The organism is Candidatus Thiosymbion oneisti, from assembly GCF_004359955.1.
Classification (GTDB): Bacteria; Pseudomonadota; Gammaproteobacteria; order Chromatiales; family Chromatiaceae; genus Thiosymbion; species Thiosymbion oneisti.
In genome coordinates this window covers 88,882-97,982 of sequence record NZ_SMSC01000022.1, presented here as the reverse complement: position 1 = coordinate 97,982, position 9,101 = coordinate 88,882, and the positions used below count along the sequence as shown (strand labels likewise).

Sequence of the window (9,101 nt, the reverse complement as noted above, 5' to 3'; positions counted from 1 at the left end):
ACATCACCAAGCCCCCCTACAAACTACCCGCCGGCGCCGCTGTCAGCGGACTCATGTCCAACAGCACCAAAGGCGGTGGTGGTTACAACGAATACATCATGGACGATACCAAAGGCCAGGAGCTCATCCGTGAGCATGGTCAATACGACAAAGACAGCACCATCGAGCACGACCTACGCGAGCATGTGTTGAATGATCGCAGTCGGGATGTTACCAACAACGAGACCATCCACATCGGGAAGGATCGCGCCAAGACCGTCGGCAACGATGAAACAACCAGCATCGGCCACGACCGCAGCGAGACCGTTGCCAATAATGAAACCATCAACATCGGGCATGATCGGGTTGAAACCGTAGCCAACAACGAAACCACGACCATTGGTTCCAACCGTAGCGAAAACGTCGGTAACAACGAAGTTGTCACCGTCGCGCTGACACGCACCCATAACGTCGGCATCAATGATATGCTCAATGTAGGTGGAGCAAACGAGGTAACTGTGGGTGGCGCACAGGCCATTACCGTAGGTGGTGCACAGGCTATTACGGTGGGTGGTGCGCAGGCCATTACCGTCGGCCTGGCGCAAGCCGTGTCCGTGGGCATGAATCAGGCCACTAACATCGGCAAAAACCTAACGATCGATGCCGGAGACTCGATCACCATCAGGACGGGAAAGGCCAGCATTACCATGCAGCAGGACGGGACCATCACCATCCGGGGCAAGGACATCACCGTCAGGGGCTCCGGCGGCATCGACGTAAAAGCGAGCAAGAACGTGGTCATCAAGGGCAAGAAGATCCTGGAGAACTGAACCCATGGCAACCAACCTCAACCAAGATCGAGCGAAGACCACCGGGGCGGAGCCTGCCGAGACCACCGAACGCTACGACGGCGTTATCATCGGCCTCCTGCTCGGATTCCACGAGGAGGGAGCGCCACTCATCGCCTTCCCCGGCAATCCGCAGGAGACGGCCCTCAGGGCCCGCGCTACGACCAGACTTGAGGGCACGGACGTGGGCCGCGAAGTCGCCCTCTTATTCGAAGGCGGCGACCCGCGCCTGCCCTTGGTCATCGGCGTGGTGCAGCACCCGGAGCGAACGACCGAAACTCCGGTGCCCCTCACCGCCGATCTCGACGGAGAACGCATAGAACTCTCCGCGCAGAAAGAGATCGTCCTCAAATGCGGTAAATCCAGCATCACCCTCACCCGTGCGGGCAAAATCCTGATCCGAGGCGCCTACCTATCCAGCCGATCCTCCGGCGTCAATCGGATCAAGGGTGGGTCGGTGCAGACTGGTTGAGTTTCTGATGTATGAGGCAAGCTGATGGCCAATAATGTTTTTGCCAATGGGCGGGAGATCGCCTGCAAAGCGGCGGAGGGGAAATCCGTCTGCGCCTTTCCCGATGTCTGCATGACGCCGCCGGAGACCCCGGCGACGCCGGCCGGGATGCCGGTGCCTTATCCGAATACCGGCTATGCCAAGGACACCACCAAGGGGAGCAAGACCGTCAAGATCTCCGGCAAACCAGTGATGCTCAGAGATCAATCGTACTTCAAGACATCGACCGGGAACGAGGCGGGATCCGCGGCGAAGAAGGGCGTCGTCTCTGGGATAAACCGAGGCAAGGTCTATTTTGTCTCCTGGTCGATGAATGTGAAGATCGAGGGCAAGAATGTGGTTCGGCATCTGGATCTGACCACCCATAACCATGGATCGGTGCCGGGCAATACCGCCACTTGGCCCTACATCGATACCGCGGCCGAGAAGCGTGCGTGCAAACGCGATAAAGAAAGGATCGATAAAAAATGTAAGCCGACCAAGGAAGAAAAAGGAAATAAAAAGAAGAAGGTCCCGAACAAGGCACCTGGGGCCTGGAAGGACAGCTACTGTAAAGGCCTGGAATTGTCGCCGTCAGCACAGCAGGATCCAGCCGAGATCGAACGAAAGCTGAAGGAGCTTTTTGATGTTGAGAAGCAGGTGATGCAGTTGAAAGAGACCCTACAAGGCGCCAAGGACATACTCGTCGAGGAAGTCAAGGCGTGGGGCCTGAAAAAGGGCGGCAAGGTGATCGCAAAGTCAGCGGTAAAGGGTTGGTTAGGACCGATCGGCTGGGTCTGGACGGCATACGATGTCGTAGCGGCCGGACTCGAGGTCAAGGACATGTGGGAAATCGTCGATGAGATGCAGGAGGACATCGAAAACCTGAAACGGCTGCCTAAGGAAATCGAAGCCATAAAGAGACGAGCAAAGGAAGAAGGGTTTACGCCGGAATTGCTTGCCGATGCCCAGGCGGCGCTTGCCAGATTCAACCCCTGCCTGCAAGCCCGCAAATGTATGCTGGTACCTTCTCCGAAGAAACTGCCAAACCAGGATGGCGGCTGTTGTCCGGGCCAAACGCCGCACCACCTTATTCCAAAATCCCAGTTCAAGGACGCCGCGGATTGCCCCGGCTACGACCCGGACAAGGCGCCCTGCGTCTGTGTCGAGGGTACCAGCCATAGCCTGGGTGGGACGCATCAAGAGCTGCATGACTTTATCGAGAAAAAAATAGAGGATGCAGCCGATGCAGATGGAGAGATGAGCTATAGGGAGGCAAAGGAAATTGCCCTCATGTCCCATAAGGAAATCTTTGGACAGTGCAGCAGGAAGTGTATCGCCGCTCAACTGGATCACTACCATAAGAAGGCATGCGGTCGGCAAGACGAGGATTTCAAAGTACGGGCCGCAAGTGCCAAGTCCAATAAAGTCTATCGAAACGTCCCTCAAGAGGGGGCAGAAATATAACCAATTTATAGGAGAAACCATATGAAAATTGGTATCTATGAAGAAATGCGTGAGCGCCTCCGGGGGTTCTCGATTATCGACTGCACGATCCGCAGCCGGGACTGTATCTATATCCTGTTCCAGAACCACCCGGATGAGGACGACGAAGATGCCGAGCTGATCTTTCGGGCCGGGTTTTATTACCCCAAGACGGAACGGGTGTGGGGATACAAGGAATATTTTAGTTTTTACCGGGCCAAGTCGTGTGTCTTGCCGCTACCCAATGGCCCGGTCGTCGTCGTGGACTTCAAAGGCCGCGTGTTATCCCAGATAGGCGATACAGATAGAGGGAGCGGTTTTGCGCTTGAAGAGCCGATTCCTCTCATCCGCCAAGTCTCCGTGCTGCGGGTGCGGGAGATCGCGGGCCAGGCCTACATGGCAGGCACTCTGCGGACCGTCTTTCGCCGCGAAGGCCCCGGCAACTGGACCTGTCTCTCCGGCAACGACCTGGCGGTCCGGGATGAAGAAGGTTGGCTAAAGTGGGATTTCGGTTTTGACGACATCGACGGGTTTGCCGACGACGACATTTATGCCTGCGGCGGGGAAGGTGAACTGTATCACTATGACGGTCGGCGTTGGGCGGTGATCGACTGTCCCACCAACCAGTTTCTTTACTCACTCTGCTGTGCCGGGAACGGCAAGGTGTATGTGGGCGGGAAAGATGGGATGCTGATCGAGGGTCGGGGTGATCTGTGGCAAGTGGTCGGCGAGGATACCGAAGGCTTCAGTTGGGACGGGGATCCTGAGCACGCTGGAATGGGGGCCCGGATCAGATGCATGGCCTGGTACCGGGACCGACTCTATATGGCTACCAACCAAGGGGTGTATGAGTACTACGACAGCCAGGTACGGCGCACCCCCGGCTTGTCGGGACTGGTCCCGATTCCCGGCGAAGAAGGCCCGGAGCCGAAGATCAACGAACGGGTTCAAGAATTACTACGCGCAGGCGGTGCCGGCGAGGAGGCAATTGGTTTGGTCTCGATGCCGGTGGAACCTGTGGGAGAAGGCATCCTGGCTCCGGCGGCACTGCATTCCCTGAGTACCGACGGGGAATTGCTGTTGCTTGGCGGTGGTGACAAGGTCGCGGTGTTCGATGGCGTGAAGTGGAAGATCCTTTATTCACCCTATGGGATCGATTCAGGCGGATCGCTATAAGCGGCCCGTGTCCAACACCCTTACCGGGCATGCCTGCCGTCCAAAGATGCGGTTCGCTCCGCTCACCACCTCCTAGGGGCTAAATGGGATAGCGGCCATGAGCATTGGTGTCTATGAGGGAATGCGTGAGCGCCTGCGGGGGTTCTCGATTGTCGATTGCTCAATCCGCAGCAAAGACTGTATCTACATCCTGTTCCAGAACCATCCAGATGAGGACGACGAGGATGCCGAGCTACTCTTTCGGGCCGGGTTCTATTATCCCCAGACCGAACGGGTCTGGGGGTACGACGCATTTATCGGTCCTTACCGGGTCAAATCCTGTGTCCTGCCGCCACCCAACGGCCCGGCCATTGTGGTGGACTTCAAGGGTCAGGTGCTCTCCCAGACGGGTGATACCAACCGAGGGAGTGGCTTTGATTTCGAAGCGCCGATCCCCCTCATCCGCCAAGTCTCCGTGCTGCGGATGCGGGAGATCGCGGGCCAGGCCTACATGGCAGGCACCCTGCGGACCGTCTTTCGCCGTGAAGGTCCCGACAACTGGACCTGTTTATCCGGAAACGACCTGGCGGTCCGGGACGAAGAGGATCAGCAGAACTGGGATTTCGGTTTCGAGGATATCGACGGGTTTGCCGCCGACGATCTCTATGCCTGTGGCGGGGAAGGGGATCTGTGTCACTATGACGGCCGGCGTTGGGAGGTGATCGACTGTCCCACCAACCAGTATCTTTATGCGATCTGCTGTGCCGGGAACGGCAAGGTGTATGTGGGCGGGGACGATGGGATGCTGATCGAGGGACGGGGCGACCTGTGGCAAGTGGTCGGCGAGGATACCGAAGGCTTCAGTTGGGACGGGGATCCCGAGACCGCCGGCATGGGTGCCAATATCGTATGCATGGCCTGGTACCAGAACCGGCTCTACATGGGCACCAACAAAGGGGTATACGAGTATTCCGGGGGCGAAGTACAGCGAACCCCCGGCTTGTCAGGATTCGTCCCGAATTTCGGCGCAGAAGACCCGGAGCCAAAGATCAACGAACGGGTGCAAGAACTCCTGCGCACAGGTGGTGCTGACGAAGAAGCAGTCGATTTGGTCTCGATGCCGGTGGAGCCTGTGGGAGAAGGCATCCTGGCTCCGGGAGGACTGCATTCCTTGAGTACCGATGGCGAATTGTTGGTAGTCGGCGGGGCCGATGAGGTCGTGGTATTCGATGGCGTGAGCTGGAAAATCCTGTATTCACCTTATGGATTCGATGAGGGCGGATCGCTATAGAAGCCGATTTCAATTAGGATCCTTGAGGACCGGAGCTTTACAAATGAGTCAAGTTTGTGCGCGGCATAAAAAATCGAGTAGTAACCCTTTAGTCCCCTTCGCATTTAACGCCAGGGCACCATGACGTAAAGCGTATTTTGGTTTGCTTTGCGTCGTGGCGATCTTGCGCCTTCGCGTTAAACGACAAGCACATGGATTCACACCAAGGTTAGGTTTGTGCCTCCCTGGTTTCCAAACCAAAATTCACGCCTTGTTGGTCTGAGGCGGAGCCTCGCTGGATAGTGCCCTAACACCCCATGGATCTAATCAACGCCACCGGTATGCAGGCGGGCTATACCCTCGGCGTAGAGCCGAGCGGTGGTGAACATCTGGTAGTAGCCGTCAAGGGCACCTTCAGCATCCCCGCTGCCGGCCGGGAGCCGCAGCCGGCGGAAGCACAGCTCCCGCTGGTGGAAGCGGATACCTTCACCGGCGAGCCGGGACTATCGGCCCCTGTCTATGAGTCCGACTATCCCCTGCGCAAGCCCCGCTGCGATGTCCTGCTGCTCGGCAGTGCCTATGCCCCGGAGGGCAGGCCCACCGAGCGGGTTCAGGTGGGGTTCAAGCTCGGTCCCATCAGCAAGACCTTCCGGGTCGTCGGCGACCGACTCTGGCAGGTGGGCATCGGCATCCGGCCAGGCAGTTATATTCGACCCTTCGAGCGAATGCCCATCAGCTACGACCGGGCCTTCGGCGGCATCGACAACTTTCACCCGGACTCCAGCAGACACGCCGCCTACCTGCCCAATCCCATCGGGCGCGGCTATCACGCCGAGCTCAAGCGAGGACTGGTGGACGGCACTCCGATGCCGAACACCGAAGCGATTAAAACACCGGTCAAAAAGCCGGACGGCAATTACCGACCCATGGCGTTCGGACCCCTCGGCCGCGGCTGGCCGCCGCGCCTGCAACTCGCCGGCACCTATGACCAGGATTGGCTCGACAAGGTCTTTCCTTTCCTGCCGGCGGATTTCCGGGACGACTACTATCAAGCCGCGCCTGCCGATCAACAGCTACCCTACCCTACCGGCGGTGAGGAGGTGTTTCTGCTGAATCTGACGCCTGAAGGTCGCGCCAGCTTCCGACTGCCGCGGATTGACATGCCCATCGTCTTCTTCCCCAAGCAAGGAGAACGGACGGAGACCAAGGGTGTAATCGACACCATTGTGCTGGAGCCCAACCAGGGGCGCTTCACCCTCACCTGGCGTGCCAGTATCCCGCTGCGGAAGAACCTCTTCGAAATCGTTCAGGTGTTGGCCGGACACATGCCCCGCGGCTGGTGGCGGGCACGGGCGCTGGGCAAGGACTACTATCGCACCCTGGGTGAATTGGTCCGCGAACGGCGGCGCCAGGCCCAGGCAGAAGAGGTGGAGGCATGACCGGACAACCCCTTGCCGTCGTCGGCACCGGCCTGGTCACCGGCGTGGGCCTGTACGCACCGGCCGCCTGTGCCGCCATTCGTTGCGCCATCGACGGCTTTCAGGAGACGCGCTTCAGGGACGCCGGCGGTGACTGGATCATCGGCTGCGAGGTGCCGCTGGAGCAGCCGTGGCGGGGTACGACCAAGCTAGTCAAGATGCTTGCCATGGCAGTGCAGGAATGCGCGGCGACAGTTCCCCAGCTCGAGCTGGAAGCGGTACCCATCCTGCTGTGCTTCGCGGAGGCGGACCGGCCGGGCCGATTGGACCAACTGACGGACCAGGTAGCGCACCAGGTCAGCACGGAGCTCGGCATCCGGTTTCATGAAAAATCCCTGGTCATCGAGTACGGCCGGGTCGGCACGGTGGTCGCCCTGCGCCAGGCGCGGCGGCTGATCTACGAAGCGCGCATCCCACGAGTCTTAGTCGCGGGCGTCGACAGCCTTCTTATAGGATCGACGCTCCAGGCCTGCGAGAAACGGGATTTGCTGCTGACCAGCCAGAATTCGGACGGCTTTATCCCCGGCGAGGCGGCGTCTGCCCTCTTGCTTCAAGCCCCCCGACCCGCAGGCGCCCCCCAGTTAATCTGCCGGGGACTCGGGTTCGGGGTCGAACCGGCCACCGAGGACTCGGAGAAACCACTGCGGGCGGATGGCCTGGTCAAGGCGATCCAAGACGCCCTCACAGACGCAGGGTGTGAGCTGGGCGACCTGGATTTTCGCATCACCGATATTTCCGGCAGCCAATACCGCTTCAAAGAGGCTTCACTTGCCCTCTCGCGTACCTTGCGCAAGCGTAAGGAGGAGTTCGATCTCTGGCACCCGGCGGATTGTATCGGTGAGGTGGGGGCCGCCATCGGGGGCGTCATGATCGCGGTGATCGACGCGGCCTGCCGCAAGGGATACAGCAAAGGGCACCGGATCCTGTTCCATCTGGGCAATGATGACGGGAAACGGACCGCGATGGTGTTCGGCTTTTCTGGTACGGGAACCTGATGTCGCGGAATGCACTTCGAACTCCTCAGCAATATCCAAAGGACCGAGACTTTTGCTACAGGGTCCGGTATACGAGAATTGCAACGGCTGCGTAGGACATATGGCCCTGGCCGGTGGAGAAAACGCAAAGGCATTGCTGAAATCCGACTACCCGATGGAACCATCCGTGTTGCTGAATTGCACTGGTATGAGGCGTCGGGAATCGGCAAGAAAGATTTCAAAATCAAACGCTATCTGGACTAAACACTATGGCCGACCATCTATTCGCGATCTGCATCCGAAACGATAACTACCAAGTCTCCCTGGAAAAGCGGAAGCTCTACGAAGTGCTACAGGATTCGGATGCAGAGATACATGACCAAATCCGCATAATCGACGAATCCGGGGAAGATTACATCTATCCGCGGGATTACTTTGTGGTTGTCGACCTGCCGGATGCAGTCGAGCTGAAGGTGCTTGATGCCGCGTGATGATTCATCTCTGCGGGTATGCCTTCAGCTGCTGACCTGTTGGTGAATCAGGCTATCGGGTATGTGTCGAGCCTTTCAGCTTTAACAGCGGCAGATTCGGAGATTCCGGTCGCGGACCGAGCGTATTGCGGGCACAGTCCACAATCAGGTCCAGCTCATCGAGCACGAGTTGACCGATCAGTGGCTCGCACAAGGGCGGTCCGATCACACAGTCCGTCACCATGGAGCGGCCCAGCAGAGAAATCTCCAGACCTCGAGCTGTCGGTAACTCCTCACGGTGGTCGTTCGCATAGGTCACAATGACGCGTCCGCCCCGGCTGAGACCGAACTTCCCAACCTCGTCCTCCGGCAGTAGTACCATCAACGCGCCGGTGTCGACCAGACAGTCGAGGTGGCTGGTGGGAACATCCTCGATACGACCTGAACCACGTTCTGCCAGCGCCACATCGACAAAATTCCTCATCGTTACCCTTACTCTGACCTCACCCATCGCCTGGCACCTTTGTGCGTATTTAACGGAAACATCAAATAACCAAAGGCCTTGCCTTGGTCGCGTTGAAGTATACCCGTCACTCTGATTATTTCTCCAAACCGCTTGTAGCGTGCCGGGCTCACGCCTACACTGACAGCATCATCAATCGGTGCGACGAGAGCTTTCTACTCATGGCAACCATTACCTTCGATACCCTGAAGTTCGCGCGCCGGCTCAAAGCGGCCGGGGTAGCGGAGAAGCACGCCGAAGCGGAGGCGGAGGCCTTGGCCGAGGTATTTTCGGAGGCCCTGGATACCCGGTTGGCCACCAAAGCGGATATGGCCCGGCTGGAAGGCGAGCTGAAGCTGATGGAAGGCGAGCTGAGGCTGATAAAATGGATGCTGGGTTTGGTCATCGGTGGCATTTCGGTGCTGATTCTAAAGACCTTTTTCTGACAGC

General features: G+C 58.4%; 10 protein-coding genes. 9 read left to right on the top strand and 1 reads right to left on the bottom strand.

Annotation, left to right across the window (positions count from 1 at the left end; all coding sequences use genetic code 11):
* The 8 genes from E1958_RS13940 to E1958_RS13900 form a co-directional block, all read left to right on the top strand.
* The coding region (locus tag E1958_RS13940) for a bacteriophage T4 gp5 trimerisation domain-containing protein (protein WP_424945086.1) at positions 1-809 on the top strand (809 nt) is incomplete at its 5' end.
* Positions 810-813: 4 nt separating this feature from the next.
* Positions 814-1,299, top strand: coding sequence for a DUF6484 domain-containing protein (locus tag E1958_RS13935; protein ID WP_207787565.1), 486 nt, complete (start codon positions 814-816; stop codon positions 1,297-1,299).
* A 24-nt stretch (positions 1,300-1,323) separates the two neighbouring features.
* Positions 1,324-2,784 (top strand): PAAR-like domain-containing protein, encoded by a 1,461-nt coding sequence (locus E1958_RS21670; RefSeq protein ID WP_133512393.1) that lies wholly within the window; start codon positions 1,324-1,326, stop codon positions 2,782-2,784.
* A 21-nt stretch (positions 2,785-2,805) separates the two neighbouring features.
* Entirely contained in the window at positions 2,806-3,978 is a 1,173-nt protein-coding gene (locus E1958_RS13925) for a hypothetical protein (protein ID WP_133512392.1), read from the top strand.
* A gap of 97 nt (positions 3,979-4,075) precedes the next feature.
* A complete protein-coding gene (locus E1958_RS13920; protein WP_133512391.1) occupies positions 4,076-5,248 on the top strand; it encodes a hypothetical protein in 1,173 nt (390 codons plus the stop codon).
* 296 nt (positions 5,249-5,544) lie between these two features.
* Complete coding sequence (locus E1958_RS13915; RefSeq protein ID WP_133512390.1) at positions 5,545-6,666, top strand: DUF2169 family type VI secretion system accessory protein; 1,122 nt, start codon at positions 5,545-5,547, stop codon at positions 6,664-6,666.
* Positions 6,663-7,700, top strand: a complete 1,038-nt coding sequence (locus tag E1958_RS13910) for a hypothetical protein (protein ID WP_133512389.1) — start codon at positions 6,663-6,665, stop codon at positions 7,698-7,700. Before E1958_RS13915 ends, E1958_RS13910 begins: the two co-directional genes overlap by 4 nt.
* Before the next feature lie 248 nt (positions 7,701-7,948).
* Positions 7,949-8,170, top strand: coding sequence for a hypothetical protein (locus tag E1958_RS13900; RefSeq protein WP_089724484.1), 222 nt, complete (start codon positions 7,949-7,951; stop codon positions 8,168-8,170).
* 52 nt (positions 8,171-8,222) lie between these two features.
* On the opposite strand, the gene E1958_RS13895 is transcribed toward E1958_RS13900, so the two are convergent.
* Complete coding sequence (locus E1958_RS13895) at positions 8,223-8,633, bottom strand: hypothetical protein (RefSeq protein WP_133512388.1); 411 nt, start codon at positions 8,631-8,633, stop codon at positions 8,223-8,225.
* A gap of 200 nt (positions 8,634-8,833) precedes the next feature.
* Here E1958_RS13895 and E1958_RS13890 point away from each other — a divergent pair, with 200 nt between their 5' ends.
* Entirely contained in the window at positions 8,834-9,097 is a 264-nt protein-coding gene (locus E1958_RS13890; protein WP_133512387.1) for a DUF1640 domain-containing protein, read from the top strand.
* The last annotated feature ends 4 nt before the right edge of the window (positions 9,098-9,101 follow it).